This is a genomic window from Mesorhizobium sp. WSM4989, assembly GCF_029625795.1.
Classification (GTDB): domain Bacteria; phylum Pseudomonadota; class Alphaproteobacteria; order Rhizobiales; family Rhizobiaceae; genus Mesorhizobium.
Genome location: NZ_JARTVN010000003.1, coordinates 71,829 through 85,486, shown reverse-complemented (window position 1 = coordinate 85,486; position 13,658 = coordinate 71,829). Strand labels below are relative to the sequence as shown.

The following is a 13,658-nucleotide window of genomic DNA, read 5'->3' as shown; positions in this document are numbered from 1 at the left end:
CGCAGTCTCAATCGACCGGCTTGATCTTGCCGAGCGGGATGAAGCCAAGCGAAGCTTTACCCTTCACGATCTTGAGCGGCATGGACGGTTGGTTGCCGAGCATGGCAATGCCGGCAAAACCCTGCTCGATCTCGCTCTTGTGCTCGGGAATGGCGCCGGCGAGGATCGCCGCTACGGCCTTTGGGTCCTTTAGCTTGATCGACAGATTTGCATCGATCAGGCCGTCGGCGTCGATCGAGATCGGCCCGGACACAGTTACGCGCGCCGTGCCTGATGACACGTCGAGGCTGGCAATCTCGACCGACTGGCCGCGCAGGCTTTTCGGCGGCGCCTTAATCAGCGCGACGCCGTTCTTCACTGTCGCTTCGCCGGCGCCGTCGAGTTCCGGCAGCACGCGTCCGCCGACAGCTTCCGCGTCGATCTTCAGGTCGCCAAAGCTGCCGGTATAGACGAGGTCCTGGCCGTTCGGCTGCAGCTGGCCGGCCGCCTGGCCGGCGCTGAACAGCTGCACGGGATCGGTGTCGTCGGCCGGATCGGTCTGTCCAGACAAGCCTTCCGCCTGAAGCGAAATGCGGCGCGGAAGCGGCCATGACAGCTTGACCGTGGCGTGCAGCTTGTCCCAGTCGAGCCAAAGCGGCGGCATGCCCGGCGCCACAGTCCGCAACGGCCCGCGCAGGTTCGCCACGGGCGACAGAGGCTGGGTGATGCGAGCGACGACGTTCATATCGCCGGTCGAGGCCGCTACATTCCTGGCATCGTCCTGATAGGCCAGGCTGTCGCAGGCGACCGTGAAGTCCAGTGGATAACCACTGACCGTGAGATTGGCGCAGTCGGCCTTGATGCCCTTGCCTCCAAGCTCGGCCACGGCCCGCTCGGCCTCGGTCTTGACCTTGCCGGCGAGATAGAACCATCCGCCGCTGTAGAGCGCGAACAGCACCAAGATGAACGCCGCAAGCCAGAACAGCCGGCGGCGAGGTTTGCGCGATCGCTCGTCACTTGACGTCATGCTGCGGCTCTCGTTAACCCGCTCATGCGGCGAGCGGGTGGTTGTTCTTACGCACGACAAGCGGGGACAGAAGAAGCACCTTACCGGTGTGGTGTCGTCACTCGAATGCAATCAGGCTTGGCGATATGGGCGATTTTTGGGTTTTTGGCTACGGGTCGCTGATCTGGCGGCCCGGTTTCGCACATGTCGAGACGCGGCGCGCCCGTCTTTACGGCTTCCGCCGGTCGCTCTGCGTCTATTCCTTCGTCCATCGCGGTACGCGTGAGCGGCCGGGCCTGGTGCTCGGCCTCGACCGCGGCGGCTCCTGCGTCGGGCTCGCCTTCCGCGTGCCCGGCGATTTGCGTGACGAAGTGCTTTCCTATCTGCGCGAGCGCGAGCTGGTGACCAGCGTCTATCTCGAACGCACTCTCGATGTCCGGCTGGATGGGGCGGGACAAGGCGGAACGGTCGAAGCGGTCGCCTACATCGTCGACCGCGCGCATGAGCAATATGCCGGCGGGCTCCACGCCGGCCATGCGGCAAAAGTCGTGCGCGGCGCCGTGGGCCAATCGGGCAGGAACGAAGACTATGTCCTGAGCACAGTGGAGCATCTGAGGGCGCTCGGCATCCGCGACCACTGGCTGGAAGAGGTGGGGCGGCAGGTCGCGTCTTCGTGAAGATCTGGCCCGATCAAAAAGCAAAACCATGCCTTTGACCTCGGCAAGGCACGACCTAGCTTAGCCGCAATCCATCCTCTGGGCACCCAGGCCCTTCCCAGCATCACGGAGATCAGTCTTGCAGAAACGCCGTCTCGGTCGCACCGACCTTTCCATCGCGCCGCTGGTCCTTGGAGGCAACGTCTTCGGCTGGACCGCCGACGAGAAGACCTCGTTCGACCTGCTCGACCGCTTTGCCGAGGCCGGCTTCAACGCAGTCGACACGGCGGACGCCTATTCGCGCTGGGCGCCGGGCAACAAAGGCGGCGAATCCGAAACCATCATCGGCAACTGGATGAAGAGCCGCGGCAACCGGGACAGCATCGTCGTCATCACCAAGGTCGGCTCCGACATGGGACAGGGCAGGCGGGACCTCTCCGCAGCCTATATCGAAAAGGCGGTCGACCAATCGCTCAAGCGGCTGCAGACCGACGTCATCGACCTCTATCTGTCGCACTGGCCGGACCCGGCCACGCCTTACGAGGAAACGCTCGGCGCCTATCAGCGCCTGCTCGAGAAGGGCAAGATCCGCTATCCGGGCTGCTCCAATCTCGATGCGGGGCAATTGCGCGCGGCCCTGGATGTCGCCGGCCTGCGGGGCCTGCCGCGTTACGAGGTTCTGCAGCCCGAATACAATCTGTACGATCGCTCTTCGCTGGACGGCCCGCTGCTCGACCTGTGCAAGGCGGAAGGCCTCGGCGTCATCACCTATTTCGGCCTGGCCAAGGGGTTCCTCAGCGGCAAATACCGCAGCAAGGCCGACCTTGGCCGGAGCGAGCGTGGCGAAGACGTGGCCAAGTATCTCAACGAACGCGGCATGCGCATTCTCTCCGCGCTCGATGCCGCGGCCGGGCGCCATTCGGCCAAGCAGGCCGAAGTGGCGCTCGCCTGGATCATGGCGCGGCCGGGCATCACCGCGCCGATTGCCAGCGCCACGACGCCCGCACAGATGGAAAGCCTGATCCGCGCCGCATCGCTCAAGCTTTCCGCCGACGACATCGCAGCGCTCGATCGCGCCAGCGCTTAAGGCGTGTCGATATTCAGGCGGATGCCGGCCTGACCTGGATCCAACATGCGTTAGTGCAGCAGGTCCCCCGCACGATCGTCCAAGACCTTGCAGATAGCCTCGCGATAATTCCTACCCGATCGCGGCAGGAATTGAGGTTCGGCATGGTCGGAGAAGTTTTGTCCGAAGCGCAGCCCTGGCAGCAGGTGCTGGCGCTGGTCATGGCGGCGACCGTTGTCATGGGTAGCCCAGGTTCGGCGACGATCAGCGTCACCGCCGTCGGCGCCGCTTTCGGGCTGCGGCCTTCGCTGGCTTATACGTCCGGCATCGTGCTTGGAACGACGGCCGTGCTCCTGGTTGTGGCCGCCGGGATATTCGGCATGCTCGCCTCGGTGCCGGGGCTGGCGCCGTTGCTGACTGTCGCTTCGGCCCTCTACATCCTCTACCTTGCCTTCAGGATCGCGACAGCGCCGCCGCTTGCCCAAGGCGGCAATGCGGCGGCGCGTCCCACCTTCTTCGGCGGCTTCATGCTCGCCGTCGCCAACCCGAAAGCCTATGTGGCGATCGGCGCGGTCTTCGCGGGAGCTTCATCCACGGTCGACGGGCTCGGGATTTCGGCCAAGCTTTTGGTGCTGGCAGCGATGATCGTCGCCATTCATGTGCTCTGGCTTCTCGCTGGGACGATTTTCGCGAGGCTGCTGCGCGATCCATTGGCGTCGCGGATCATCAATCTCGTCTTCGCGGCGACGCTGGTGCTGACGACTGCACTGGCGGGGCTGCCGTAAGGGGAGCTCAGGCCTTCGCCGCAGCGCCGAGCTCCGCCAGCCGCTTCACCGCCGTCGGCGGCATCGGCGGCGGGTTCGGCGCGCGCGAGGCCTCGACCAGCAGCTCGTCGCAGGCGGTCTCGGTCTCGCCGATCAGCCGCTGCATGAACTCCTCCTTGTCGAGCCCCGGAGGAATCGGCGGCAGGAAACGGGCCTTTATGGTGCCCGGATAACGCATGAACTTGCGGCGCGGCCAGTAGAGGCCGGCGACATGGGCGACCGGCACCACGGGAACGCCCAGCTGGGTATATAGCTCGACGATGCCGTATTTGTAGGACGGCTCGGCGCCCGGTGGGCGACGAGTGCCTTCCGGGTAGATGATAAGCTGACGCGGGTTGCGCGCCATCTCCTGCCTTGTCGCGGCAACGACCGCTTTCAGCGCCTTGGAGCGGCTGCCGCGGTCGACCGGGATCATGCGCATCTTCATGATGTACCAGCCGAAGAAGGGGATCCAGGTCAGTTCCCGCTTCAGGATATACAAGGCGTCGTCGAGATAAGGAAAAAAGGCGATCGCGTCCCAGAACGACTGATGCTTCGGCGCCAGGATGAAGGACCCCTCAGGCAGGTTCTCGGCGCCCGTGATTTCGCTCCTGGTGCCGGCGATCTTGTCGTAAAGCCACATCGAGGTGCGCGACCAGAATTTCGGCACGAACCAGGCGCGGTGGCGGGGCGACAGGAAATAGAAGGGCGTCCAGAAGATCATCTGAACGACCAGGCTGAGATAGAAGGCTAGGTTGAACGCCAGCGAGCGGATAATGAGCATGCGGGAAAGGGCCCGGTGTGGAAGTGAGCGTTGGTTACACCAAGCGCGGGCAAAAAGGAAACGGCGCGACGGTGGGGCGCATCACAGCGAGCGCGCCAGCCGCTCCTTCAGGCGGGGCGCCGCGAAATCGAGGAAGGCGCGCAGCTTCACCGGCAGCAGGCCCTGACCGGCATGCAGGAGATTGACCGGCCATGGCGGCGGCTCGAACGGCTCGAGCACGACATGAAGCGCGCCGGCGCGCACCGCGGCGTCCGCCTGATAGGAGAGCACCCTCGTCAGGCCGAGGCCGGCGATCGCCGCATCGATTGCTGCCTCGGCGGTGTTGAGCTGCAGCCGCGAGCGGACCGGAACCACGGTTTCGCTCTTGTCGGTGCCGAAGCTCCACGTCGCGGGAGAGGCAAGCCCTTCGAAGGTGATGCAGTTGTGGCCTGAAAGGTCGCGCGGTTCGAACGGCGTGCCATGCTTCGCAAGATATGCCGGGCTGGCGCAGACGATGCGGCGGATCTGGCCGACGCGCGTTGCGACCATGGCCGAATCCGGCAGCGCGCCGATGCGCACGGCAAGATCGATATGCTCCTCGATCAGATGCGTGATCCGATCGGACAGCGTCAGGCGGATGTCGACGTCGGGATAGGCGGCCAGAAAATCTGTAACAATCGGCAGCACATGCAGGCGGCCGAAGACGACCGGCGCAGTGATCACCAGCTCGCCGGTCGGGCTCAAGTATTCGCCAGCGGCGGCGCGCTCGGCTTCGCCCACCTCATCGAGGATACGGCGGCAGGCGGCGAGATAGGAACGACCAGCGTCCGTCAAGGTGAGGCGCCGCGTCGAGCGGTTGAGCAGACGCGTCTTGAGGTGCCTCTCCAGTTCGGAGAGCTTGCGGCTGACGGTGGCGAGCGGCACGCCGGCATGTCGCGCGACGGCGGAAAGGCTGCCGGCCTCCACGGTGGCTACGAACAAGAACATGGCGTCGAGGCGGTCCATTTATTCTTCCGAAATGTGGAAGGATGGATTGCAAATATGCCTTCTACCTCCGGATTTCGGAAGGGGCTACATGTCGTTCCACTTTGGCAGAGGACAGCCGCCATGGACGCCTTCACCAGCGACGTCGCCTTTACCCCTACGGTCAAGGCTATCCAGTCCCGCAAGGGCTCGCGCGCATCTTATGCGCGGGTCGAGGAGCGCGGCGGCTGGCGGGCGACGATCACGCCCGACCTCGCCGCCTTCGTCGAGGCGCAGACCAGCGTGTTCCTGGCGACAGCCAATGGCGGAGGTCAACCCTATGTTCAGCATCGCGGCGGGCCAGCCGGCTTCCTGAAGGTGCTGGACGAGCAAACGATCGGCTTTGCCGATTTCTCGGGGAACCGGCAGTTCATCACCCAGGGCAATCTTGCGGACAATGCCCAGGCCTTCCTGTTCCTGATCGACTACATGCTTCGGCAGCGCATCAAGATCTGGGGCACAGCGCGCGTCGTCGAGGACGATGCGGAGCTGACGGCGAGGCTGATGCCGGCCAACTACAAGGCGCGGCCGGAGCAGGCGATCCTGTTCAGCGTCACGGCCTGGGATGCAAATTGCCCGCAGCACATTCCGCAGCGCTTCGAAGCGGCGGATGTGGCCGCGGCGCTTGCCGAGCGGGATAGACGCATTGCCGGTCTGGAGCAGGAGATCGCACGCCTGCGCAACAGCGCGTCTGGCGAAGCTTAGTTCTTGCTCACCGTAGAGGCTTCGGCGAGCGTGACGCCCTCGGTGGTCGGCCGAAGCGGGACGATGCCGCGCGCCAGCGCCAACACATATTTGCTGTATTCGGTGAACAGCACGCGCAGCGCTTCCGGCTTGGTCAGCCAGCTGCCATTGCCGAGCTTGTTGTTGACCACCGGATAGGGCTCAAGCCGCGCGCCATGCAGCAGCCGGCCCATCTCGAGCAGGCTGCGCGGCATGTGGTAGTTGTTGGTGACGACGATGATGCTGCCATAGGCGTGGCTTTCCACCCATTTGGCGCTCTCCTCGGCATTGCCGATCGTGTCGAGCGCGGCGCGGTCGATGTCGACGCAGCATGAGAACAGCTGCTTGTCGCCGCCCATCGCCGCTTGCAATTGGCGGCGGCTCGCCGTGGGGTGAACACCGCTGATCAAGAGCCGCTCGCCCTTGCCTGATGCCAGCAGATCCATGGCGGCGTCGAGCCTCGACTGACCACCGGTGAGCACGATGATTGCGTCGGCCCTGGCCGGATTGACCGGCGTCGTCATGTTGCTGACCTTGTCGGCAAACCAGCCGAAGCCGCCGGCGAAAAGCGCCAGCAGGGCGAGCACGAAGAAACCGCAGAGACGAAGCGCAAATCTGAGACGACCGGTTCTTGCAGACGCAGCACCGCGCGTAAGCGCCGCTGGCATCCGTCCAGCCGTTCCGATCGAGTCCCGCGCGTCCATCATCCCCAGGTTAATCCTGAAAACATCCAATGGTTAACTCTGAAACGTCGCCTTTCATAGATAGCACGGCGCACATTGCGTTACGGCAGTTTCCCTTGCGTGATCATGCACTTGTGGGGTCCGGGTCGCATTGGAAACCCAACTTGCCAACTCTTGCATTCGCGCCACACTTGGTTTCGCGTCATGATCAGCTTGCCTCCGGCTGCCGGATGTCGATCTCACTGAGATAGGCGACGACCGTGGCATGCGAGGTCGCCGCGGTCAGCGCGCCGATCACCAGCACCATCAGGGCGACGCCGAGATAGCCGGTCGAGCCGATCGCGAAATTGCCGAACAGCGCGGTCGCCTGGTCGGCCTCAGGCGTCGCCATGTTGCGCGACGACCACCAGGAAAAGACGATGAAGACCAAGATAGCGGCGGCACCTCCGGCGGCGGCGCCCTTCATGCCGGTGACCAGGAAATGCCAACGGAATTCGCGCGCGATGAAGCGGGCCTCGGCGCCGACAAAATGCAGGACCTCGATGATGTGGCCGTTGCCGGCCATGGCGCCGCGCGTGGCGAACACCACCGTCAGCACCGTCGCCGACAATATCAGCGCCAAAACGGCAAAGCCGATCGTCACTGTCGTATGCGCCATGGCGACCAGCCGGTCGACCCAGGTGCGATGGTCGTCGAGCGCGGCGCTCGGCAGCTTGGGCGTGATCGCGGCGCGCATGGCCGCGAAGTCGGGCGGATTGGCCTCATCGATGGTGACGACGATGAGGCGCGGCACCGGCAGTTCATCGATGTTGAGGCCGGTGCCCAGCCACGGCTCCAAAAGGCGCGCCGTCGCATCGCGGTCGACGATCCTCGTACCCTTCACACCCGGGAACTCGCTGGCGATCTCAGAGGCCTGCGCGAGGGCTGCTTCCATGTCGAGGCCCTCGACGGGCTTGATCTGGATCGTCGCCTCGCGCGAGATCTGGTTCTCCCAGACCGAGGCGGTGTCGCGCACCAGCGTCACGGCGCCGAAGGTTAGGCAGGACAGGAAGGTCATGATGGCGATGACCAGCACCAGGGCCCGGCCGGCGATGTTCTGCGCCGGCACGATCGGCGCCATCTTGCGCTGGACACGGCGAACGACAGCCGGCGTCTCGACGGCTTCCTCGTGCAGGTGATCGGCCGGAAGTTCAGTCATAGACGTCCAGCCTTCCGCCGGCCAGAATCATGCGCCGCGCATCGACCTGCTCCATCAGGCCGAGGTCGTGGGTTGCGATCACCACGGCGGTGCCGAGCCGGTTGAGCTCGATAAAGAGCCTCAGCAGCCGGCGCGCCAGCGGCGGATCGACGTTGCCGGTCGGCTCGTCGGCAAGCAGGATCTCCGGCTGCTCGATCAGCGCGCGCGCGATCGCAGCACGCTGCTTCTCGCCGCCCGACAGCACCGGCGGCAGCACATGCATGCGCTCCCCGAGGCCAACCCATTTCAGGAGTTCGGTGACGTCGGTGCGATAGCTCGCCTCCTCGCGCCCGCGCACGCGCAACGGCAGCGCCACGTTCTCGTAAGTGGTCATGTGGTCAAGCAGGCGGAAATCCTGGAACACCACGCCGATGCGGCGCCTGAGCAGCGGCAACTCGCCGCGCGAGATGCGCGAACGATCCTTGCCGAAAATGGTGATCAGGCCGCGCGTCGGCTTCAGCGACATGAAAAGCAGGCGCAGCAAGGTGGTCTTGCCGGCGCCCGAGGGGCCGCTCAGGAACTGAAAGGAGCGCTCCGGAATGTGCAGGGAAATGTCGCGGAGGATCTCCGGACCCATGCCATAGCGGAGGCCGACATTTTCGAAGCGGATCACGTTCGGCGACCTGAAACCTTAGGCGGCATCCCGCCAGCCTGTTCTCTGCCAAGACCATCGGCCGGCATGGTTAATCGTTGGTTAATTTCTGCGCGCTTTCGACGTTTCACAGCAGTTCCGGTGGGGAAGCGTTAACCATTTGCGTTTACCCAAAAGCAACGAAGATTGCACTGGGGCCGTAATGGCTGAGGATAGAACCGCGCGCTCTGTTTCCGGCGAAATCATGACCGGCACGGCGACAAAGGCCGCGCCGGAGCGCGTCATCCTCGACACCGATGTCGTCGATGCCGACTATGTGGTGCTGCCGCGATTCGCCGCCCGTTCGGAACCGATTGCGGCGCCGTTGCCGCCGCAAGCGCCCTCGACGCCATCCATCGCTGGCATGGGCATGCTGCGCAAACCGGAGGCTGCGCCGGCGCGGCCGGCCTCGCGTGGCGGTCCAATCTTCTGGGCCGCCGGAGTGGGCGCCGCACTCGTGGCTTTCTGGGTGTCGGGCGGACATGCCCTGGTGCGTCAGAGCCCCTTCTGGGCGGCTGCGCAACCGGCAAGCGCGCTCAGCATTTCCGGTGTGACGTCGCGAATCGATGCCTCGGGGCTGAAGCCCATCCTGTTCATCGACGGCGAGGCCGCCAATGACGGCGTACGGGCGGAGTCGCTGCCGCCGCTCGAGATCCGCGTCACCGACAATGCCAGCAATGTCATCCGCTACAGGTTGGGGACATCCAACCGCTCGCTGGCGCCCGGCGAAAGATTCGGCTTTTCCAGCCGGTTCGATGTCCCTAGAAACGGCGTGAAGGCCGTATCGGTCACCTTCGCCGGGTAGGTGCATCGATATTCAGGTGATGCCGGCCTGCAATTAGTGGTTTCCTGCGCTTAGGTGCTCACGTGCTTGAGTACGCTCTGCACCGGTTCTCGGAACCCGCTATTTTGGGTTCGGCCTGACCTGAATATTGATGAACCTAGCCCTTCCGGCGTTGCAGGCGATTCTGAAGGAAAAAGCTATGCCAGTTGTACGCGGCAAGGACATCGAGGTCCTGTTTTCGGCGTCGGCGATCGCCCGGCGCAATCTCGAGCTCGCCAAGGAAATCGCCGGGCGCGACTATCACGACCTGCTTGTAATATCGATCCTGAAAGGCTCGTTCGTCTTTGCCGCCGATCTTATCCGCGCCATGCACGACGTCGGCCTGTCGCCCGAGGTCGAATTCATCTTCATCTCCAGCTACGGCGCCGGCACCACAAGCGGCGAGGTCAAGGTGCTGCGCGACATCGACAACGAGGTCGCCGGCCGCGACGTTCTTTTGATCGACGACATCCTCGAATCCGGCAAGACGCTTTCCTTCACCCGCGACCTGATGCTGTCGCGCGGCGCCAGGAGCTGCGCCATCGCGGTGCTGCTCGACAAGCGCATGCGCCGCCAGACCACGCTCAACGCCGATTATGTCGGCTTCGACTGCCCCGATTATTTCGTCGTCGGCTACGGCATGGACGTCGCGCATGCTTTCCGGGAATTGCCGTTTGTCGGGGTCGTGAAAGGCGACAAGTAAGGTCGCGCCGAAAGAGGCCGCATAGACGTTTCAAATTTTCAGAAAACGTCAACGTTTCGGCGGCATCTATCTCGGCATGGCAAAGCTTTTGATCATCGAGGACGATGAATCCGTCCGCACCCTCGCTGCCCGCGCGCTGGAGCGTGATGGGCACAGTGTCACCATCGCCGCCGATGGCGCGCAGGGGCTCACCCTGATCCGCCAGCAGCGCGGCAGCTACGATCTCGTGGTATCCGATATCCGCATGCCGGAGATGGACGGCATCGAGATGGCGACCGCGGCGGCAAAACAGTTTCCGGCCATGAAGATCATGCTGATGACCGGCTATGCCGACCAGCGCGAGCGCGCCGAGGAATTGAACGGCATCATCCTCGACGTCGTGCAGAAGCCGTTCACGCTTGCCGAAATACGCGCCCGCGTCGGACGGGCATTAAGCTGCTTCGCTTGATCGTTCAGACGGCATCGCCGGTCGCTGCGATTGCAGGTGCTGCGCCGCGTCGGCGCTCACCGTTCAGTGCAACCAGACCGGCGCCGATGATCAGCGCCGCGCCCAGCACCGTCGTTGACCGCGGGACCTCGGCGAAGAACAGGAAGCCCCACAGCGGCGACCAGAGGATGCCCGTGTATTCGAAGGTTGCGACCCGGTTGGCGGGCGCCATCCGGTAGGCCTGCGACAGCAAGATCATGCCGGCGGAGGCAACGAAGCCGCAGGCCGCCATCTTCAGGAAGTCCGGCAGCGCCGGCCAGACCCAGGGCCGCACCAGGAAGTCGAGGCTCGGGTGGCCCGCATGGGTGATGCCGGCAAGATGAAACACCGCGGCGACCGCCACAGCGCCGGTGAGATAGGCGCCGTTCTGGTAGAAGGCCATCACCGTCGAGGATTCGGTCTCGCCGATCCGGCGCGCCATCAGCTGCGAGAACCCGTAGAGGAATGCCGAGCCGAGCGACAGCAGTGCCGCCCAGTCGAACAATCCGGCGCCCGGACGCAACATCACGACCACGCCCACGAGGCCGATCAGCACCGTCGTCAGCGTCCGCCCGGAGACGTGCTCGCCGAGATAAGGCCCGGCAAGCAACATGATGAAGAGCGGCGCCATGAAATAGAGCGCTATCGCGTCGGCCAGCGAGAGGGCGGCAATCGCCAGATAGTAGACGGTGTAGGAGCTGAATTGGATGAAGCCGCGCAGCGTCAGCATGCCCGCTCGTTTCGACAGCAAGGCCGTCAGGCCGACATCGGCCTGGACGATAACGACCAGGATCGGCAGCGCCACCAGGGCGCGGATCGCCATCACTTCCGTCACCGGATAGCTGCCCGAAACCGCCTTCACCAGCGGGTCCTGCAACGAAAAGACGAGAACGCCGAGGCAGAGGCTCAAAATGCCAAGCACCATCCGGTTCTGCATGTTCGTTCCAGTGAAAAAGAGCCCGCCACCGTTTCGGGCAGCGGGCACGAGTGAGGACTCTTCGAATTGGTCCGCGGCCGAATCTCACGGCCGCATATCCAATGGGTAGAGCAACTATCCTGCGGCGTTTGACATGTTGCAAACGAATTGGAATGATACCAGCAATCAAAATTTCTTATGGCGACATCGATGAAGCCCACCCTCGACAGCGACCTCCTGCGCACCTTCGTGGCGGTCGCCGAGACCGGCAATTTCACCAAGGCGGCGGAAAAGGCCGGACGCACCCAGTCGGCGGTGTCCATGCAGATGAAGAAGCTGGAGGACATGGTGGGCGACAGCCTGTTCGAGCGCGGCTCTCGCGGAGTGGCGCTGACACGCCGCGGCGGCGAGCTCATCGCCAACGCCCGCCGCATCGTCTCGCTGCTCGACGAGACGGCGGCATCGCTGGTGGCGCCGCCGCTCGGCGGGCTGGTGCGCATCGGCATTCCTGCCGAATACGGGCGGTCAATCTTGTCGCGGGCACTTGGAGAATTCGCCAAACGCCACCCGCGCGTGGAGGTCACGGTGCGTTACGCGCATTCCGACTCGCAGGTGAGGGCGCTTGCGGCCGGCGAACTCGACCTTGCGGTGGTGTTCGAGTGGGAAGGTTTTTCCGGCGGCGATGTGCTGATGCACGATCCCACGGTATGGGTGACGTCAACGCTGCATCACATGCATGAGGAACGGCCGGTGCCGATCGCGCTTTACAGCCGCAATGGCTGGTGCCGGGACTTCGCGATCAAGTCGCTGCAGCAGCGCGGCCTCGACTACCGCGTCGCCTACACCAGCGACACCAATGGCGGCCTGACGCTGGCGGTCACTTCTGGCCTGGCGATCGCACCGATCTCGCGCAGCAACATCCCGCCCGATTGCCGCGAACTGACCGCCGCCGACGGCTTCGGCGACATCGATTCCTCGAATGTGGTGCTTCACCGCAACCCGCTGGCGACGGGCGAAGCGATCGACGGGATGGAAAACGCGATCCGCGAGGCTTTCATGCTGACCAGGCAGGCACAGGCAACAGTCAGTCTTTGACTTACGAAACGGTCCGCTCAATCCGGCGGTCCGCTCTCCATCTGCTTGAGCCAGCGCATGGCATCCTCAAGGCGATCGTCGCCCCAGAACAGCTCGCCGTCGACGACGAAGCTCGGCGACCCGAAGATGCCGAGCGCCTTGGCCTGCTCCGTCGCGGCCGCGAGCTCGGCCTTGGCGTCATCGCTGTCGGCCCGCCGAAGAACCGGCTCCGCTTTCTGTCCGGCCTTCTCGATGCTCGCCGAAATGTTTGGCTCGCTACCCGCCGGCTCACCCATTTCGAACCAGCGCCGGTAGCTTTCCCGGGCATAGGCTTCGCACCAGCCCTCGCGCGCCGCGATGAGAGCCACGCGATTGGCGCGTTCGAGCTCGGCCAGCGGGTAGGGGGCCGGCAGTTTCGGCACCATCCTGTACATCGCCGCTCGGCGCTCGATGTCGCGCCACATATAAGCGGCCTTCGCCGGCTTCTTGGCAAAGGGAATGTTGTCCATCTCGATCATGATGGCGCGCACATTGAAGGGTCGCCAGCGGAACTCGATGCCGGTCTCAGCCGCAACCTCGGCGAGACGCATCACCGAAAGATAGGTGTAGGTGCTGCCGATGGAGAACCAGAAGTCGATCATCGCCATTCTCCCTTGACGATGACGATACCGGCAGGCAGCGCGCCCTGCAATGCGTGTGCCGAGAGCGACCTGCGGCTGCCCGCTGGCTCACTCTCCTTCGAAAAAGGTCAGGCGATTCCCGAACGGATCGATCACCGTGACCTCCTTCGTCTGCCAAGGCGTCGTCTCAAGGCCCGGCCTGTTGAAGCGGTAGTTCTTGGCCTTGAACTCGCGATGCAGCTCAGCGATGCCGTCCGTTTCGATGCGGACATGGGCACCGGGCGAGCCGTCGCCATGATGCTCGCTCAGATGCAGCTCGCAGCCGTCGCGGGCGATGCCCATATAGAGCGGCGCGTCGTCGTCGAAGCGATGCTCGAAGCGGACCTCGAAACCGAGGAAGTCGAGATAGAACTCTCGCGCCTTGACGATATCGAACATGCGCAGAATCGGGGTGACGGTTCCAAGCTTCGGCATGTCGGCGGTGAC

17 protein-coding genes are annotated in these 13,658 nt (G+C 64.2%); 8 read left to right on the top strand and 9 right to left on the bottom strand.

Going from position 1 to position 13,658, the window contains the following annotated elements; translation table 11 throughout:
- Positions 1-7: 7 nt before the first annotated feature.
- Positions 8-1,006, bottom strand: coding sequence for a DUF2125 domain-containing protein (locus P9217_RS25205; protein WP_066990272.1), 999 nt, complete (start codon positions 1,004-1,006; stop codon positions 8-10).
- Between the two features lie 125 nt (positions 1,007-1,131).
- Here P9217_RS25205 and P9217_RS25200 point away from each other — a divergent pair, with 125 nt between their 5' ends.
- The 3 genes from P9217_RS25200 to P9217_RS25190 all read left to right on the top strand — a co-directional run bounded on the left by P9217_RS25200 (position 1,132) and on the right by P9217_RS25190 (position 3,492).
- Positions 1,132-1,662, top strand: coding sequence for a gamma-glutamylcyclotransferase (locus tag P9217_RS25200; RefSeq protein ID WP_278087993.1), 531 nt, complete (start codon positions 1,132-1,134; stop codon positions 1,660-1,662).
- A gap of 118 nt (positions 1,663-1,780) precedes the next feature.
- Positions 1,781-2,728 carry an aldo/keto reductase gene (locus tag P9217_RS25195; RefSeq protein WP_278087994.1) on the top strand — a complete coding sequence of 316 codons (948 nt, stop codon included), beginning with the start codon at positions 1,781-1,783 and terminating at the stop codon, positions 2,726-2,728.
- Positions 2,729-2,871: 143 nt separating this feature from the next.
- Positions 2,872-3,492 (top strand): LysE family transporter, encoded by a 621-nt coding sequence (locus P9217_RS25190; protein WP_278087995.1) that lies wholly within the window; start codon positions 2,872-2,874, stop codon positions 3,490-3,492.
- A 7-nt stretch (positions 3,493-3,499) separates the two neighbouring features.
- On the opposite strand, the gene P9217_RS25185 is transcribed toward P9217_RS25190, so the two are convergent.
- Both P9217_RS25185 and P9217_RS25180 read right to left on the bottom strand, forming a co-directional pair.
- Positions 3,500-4,294 (bottom strand): 1-acyl-sn-glycerol-3-phosphate acyltransferase, encoded by a 795-nt coding sequence (locus P9217_RS25185; protein ID WP_095779346.1) that lies wholly within the window; start codon positions 4,292-4,294, stop codon positions 3,500-3,502.
- A gap of 81 nt (positions 4,295-4,375) precedes the next feature.
- Positions 4,376-5,278, bottom strand: coding sequence for a LysR family transcriptional regulator (locus P9217_RS25180; protein ID WP_127215628.1), 903 nt, complete (start codon positions 5,276-5,278; stop codon positions 4,376-4,378).
- 102 nt (positions 5,279-5,380) lie between these two features.
- Here P9217_RS25180 and P9217_RS25175 point away from each other — a divergent pair, with 102 nt between their 5' ends.
- Positions 5,381-6,001: a pyridoxamine 5'-phosphate oxidase family protein gene (locus tag P9217_RS25175; RefSeq protein ID WP_095823981.1), complete on the top strand. Its 621-nt coding sequence runs from the start codon at positions 5,381-5,383 to the stop codon at positions 5,999-6,001.
- Here the strand turns inward: P9217_RS25175 and P9217_RS25170 are convergent.
- From P9217_RS25170 to ftsE, 3 genes are all read right to left on the bottom strand, one after another.
- Positions 5,998-6,726, bottom strand: coding sequence for a YdcF family protein (locus tag P9217_RS25170; protein ID WP_127215627.1), 729 nt, complete (start codon positions 6,724-6,726; stop codon positions 5,998-6,000). The two genes, P9217_RS25175 and P9217_RS25170, sit on opposite strands and share 4 nt — an antisense overlap.
- Positions 6,727-6,910: 184 nt before the next feature.
- Positions 6,911-7,900, bottom strand: a complete 990-nt coding sequence (locus P9217_RS25165) for an ABC transporter permease (protein WP_127215626.1) — start codon at positions 7,898-7,900, stop codon at positions 6,911-6,913.
- Positions 7,893-8,552: a cell division ATP-binding protein FtsE gene (gene ftsE / locus P9217_RS25160; protein WP_066990245.1), complete on the bottom strand. Its 660-nt coding sequence runs from the start codon at positions 8,550-8,552 to the stop codon at positions 7,893-7,895. The genes P9217_RS25165 and ftsE overlap by 8 nt, the downstream gene beginning before the upstream one ends.
- A 181-nt stretch (positions 8,553-8,733) precedes the next feature.
- On the opposite strand from ftsE, the gene P9217_RS25155 reads away from it, so the two are divergent.
- The 3 genes from P9217_RS25155 (at position 8,734) to P9217_RS25145 (ending at position 10,544) form a co-directional block, all read left to right on the top strand.
- Positions 8,734-9,375, top strand: coding sequence for a hypothetical protein (locus P9217_RS25155; protein WP_067319128.1), 642 nt, complete (start codon positions 8,734-8,736; stop codon positions 9,373-9,375).
- A 178-nt stretch (positions 9,376-9,553) separates the two neighbouring features.
- Positions 9,554-10,096, top strand: a complete 543-nt coding sequence (hpt, locus tag P9217_RS25150) for a hypoxanthine phosphoribosyltransferase (RefSeq protein WP_067319657.1) — start codon at positions 9,554-9,556, stop codon at positions 10,094-10,096.
- Between the two features lie 76 nt (positions 10,097-10,172).
- Positions 10,173-10,544 carry a response regulator gene (locus tag P9217_RS25145; protein WP_278087996.1) on the top strand — a complete coding sequence of 124 codons (372 nt, stop codon included), beginning with the start codon at positions 10,173-10,175 and terminating at the stop codon, positions 10,542-10,544.
- A 4-nt stretch (positions 10,545-10,548) separates the two neighbouring features.
- Here P9217_RS25145 and P9217_RS25140 read toward each other — a convergent pair whose 3' ends face one another.
- Entirely contained in the window at positions 10,549-11,499 is a 951-nt protein-coding gene (locus P9217_RS25140; RefSeq protein ID WP_066990236.1) for a DMT family transporter, read from the bottom strand.
- Positions 11,500-11,688: 189 nt separating this feature from the next.
- Between P9217_RS25140 and P9217_RS25135 the strand changes: the two genes are divergently transcribed.
- The gene (locus P9217_RS25135) at positions 11,689-12,573 is read left to right on the top strand and encodes a LysR substrate-binding domain-containing protein (protein WP_095782779.1); all 885 of its coding nucleotides are present in this window, start codon (positions 11,689-11,691) and stop codon (positions 12,571-12,573) included.
- 17 nt (positions 12,574-12,590) lie between these two features.
- On the opposite strand, the gene P9217_RS25130 is transcribed toward P9217_RS25135, so the two are convergent.
- Positions 12,591-13,193, bottom strand: coding sequence for a 2-hydroxychromene-2-carboxylate isomerase (locus P9217_RS25130; protein ID WP_245430709.1), 603 nt, complete (start codon positions 13,191-13,193; stop codon positions 12,591-12,593).
- An 87-nt stretch (positions 13,194-13,280) separates the two neighbouring features.
- Positions 13,281-13,646 carry a glyoxalase superfamily protein gene (locus P9217_RS25125; protein ID WP_095779352.1) on the bottom strand — a complete coding sequence of 122 codons (366 nt, stop codon included), beginning with the start codon at positions 13,644-13,646 and terminating at the stop codon, positions 13,281-13,283.
- Positions 13,647-13,658 lie beyond the last annotated feature (12 nt).